The 1466-nt window shown below is 61.8% G+C and carries 1 protein-coding gene; it reads left to right on the forward strand.

From position 1 onward, the window contains the following. Nucleotides 1-79: 79 nt before the first annotated feature. On the forward strand, nt 80-1466 hold a 1387-nt coding region (locus NW853_RS05605), incomplete at its 3' end, for a phosphoglucomutase/phosphomannomutase family protein (RefSeq protein ID WP_414348253.1).

A 1466-nucleotide genomic window follows, 5' to 3' on the forward strand; every position in this document is an offset into this window, starting at 1 on the left:
AGGGGCCGGGGGTGAGGGCTGGGCGGTCTGGATCTGGCTCTGCCGTGCTATGTGTAGTCGAGGTCGATTTTGGTGAACTATGGCCGGCAACTCTATTCGCTTTGGTACCGACGGCTGGCGAGCCGTGATCGCCGACGGCTTTACCTTTCAGAACTTGGCTATTGCCGCCCAGGCCAGCGCCCAGGTGTTGGCCCGCACCTATCCCGGCGCAGGGATCCTGATCGGCTACGACAACCGCTTTCTCTCAGAAAAATTTGCTGCCCACGCTGCCGAGGTGGTGGCGCGGTTGGGGATCCCGGTTTATCTCTCTGCCTGTGCTGCCCCGACGCCGGCCTTCAGTTGGGCAGCCAAGGAGCGCGGCTGCCATGGAGCCTTGGTGATCACCGCCAGCCACAACCCGCCCCACTATTCCGGCCTCAAAGTCAAAGGCGGCTTTGGCGGCTCCGTGCCCCCGGAGGTCACCGCTGCCATCGAGCAGGAGCTGCACCACCTGCAACCGCTGGGATCCAACTCCGCCCCCATCCACACCTGGGATCCCTGGCCTGGCTACCTGGCTCAGCTCAGCCGCTTTGTGGATCTGGAAAAGCTCAAAGGCTCCCCGGCCAAGATCTGGGTGGATGTCATGTTTGGCTCCGGGGCTGGGGGCCTCAAGCGCCTCTTGGGAGAGAAGGTAATTGAATTGCAGGCGCATCGGGATCCCTTGTTTGGCGGCGTCTCACCGGAGCCGCTGCCGCAAAACCTGCAGACCTCTGCCCAGATCATCGCGGCGGATCCCGCCCCGTTAAAAGTGGGTCTGGTCTTCGATGGCGACGCCGACCGCATTGCCGCCCTCGACGGACAAGGCCGCTTTCTCAGCCCGCAGATCCTCATTCCCATCCTGATCGACCACTTGGCGGGGCGACGCGGCCTGCGGGGCGAAATCGTCAAAACCATCAGTGGCTCGGAGCTATTCGTCAAGGTGGCGGAGCGCTATGGCCTGCCGGTTACGGAAATGCCCGTGGGCTTCAAATACATCGCCGAGCGCATGCTGACCACCCAGGTGTTGCTGGGGGGAGAAGAATCCGGCGGCATCGGCTACCTGGGCCACATCCCCGAACGGGATGCCCTGCTTTCTGCTCTGTACTTGATTGAGGCCGTCACCGAAACCGGGCAAGATCTGAGCGCCCTTTACCGAGCTTTGCAGGAACGGGAAGGATTTAGCTCGGTTTACCAGCGCCGCGACCTGCACCTGGCGGATCAAAACCAACAAACCCAGCTATTCCAACGGCTACGGATGGATCCCCCGTCTGAGATTTTGGGGCAGAAGGTGATTAAGCATTTCGACAAAGACGGCCACAAGTTTACCCTTGCCGACGGCAGTTGGGTGATGATCCGCGGCAGCGGCACCGAGCCCCTGCTGCGGCTGTACTCCGAAGCCAAAACCCCAGAAGCAGTCAATCATCTGCTGGATTGGGCAGCCGGCTTGG

Origin of the sequence: Synechococcus sp. H55.11 (assembly GCF_047462475.1) — a bacterium.
Lineage (GTDB): Bacteria > Cyanobacteriota > Cyanobacteriia > Thermostichales > Thermostichaceae > Thermostichus.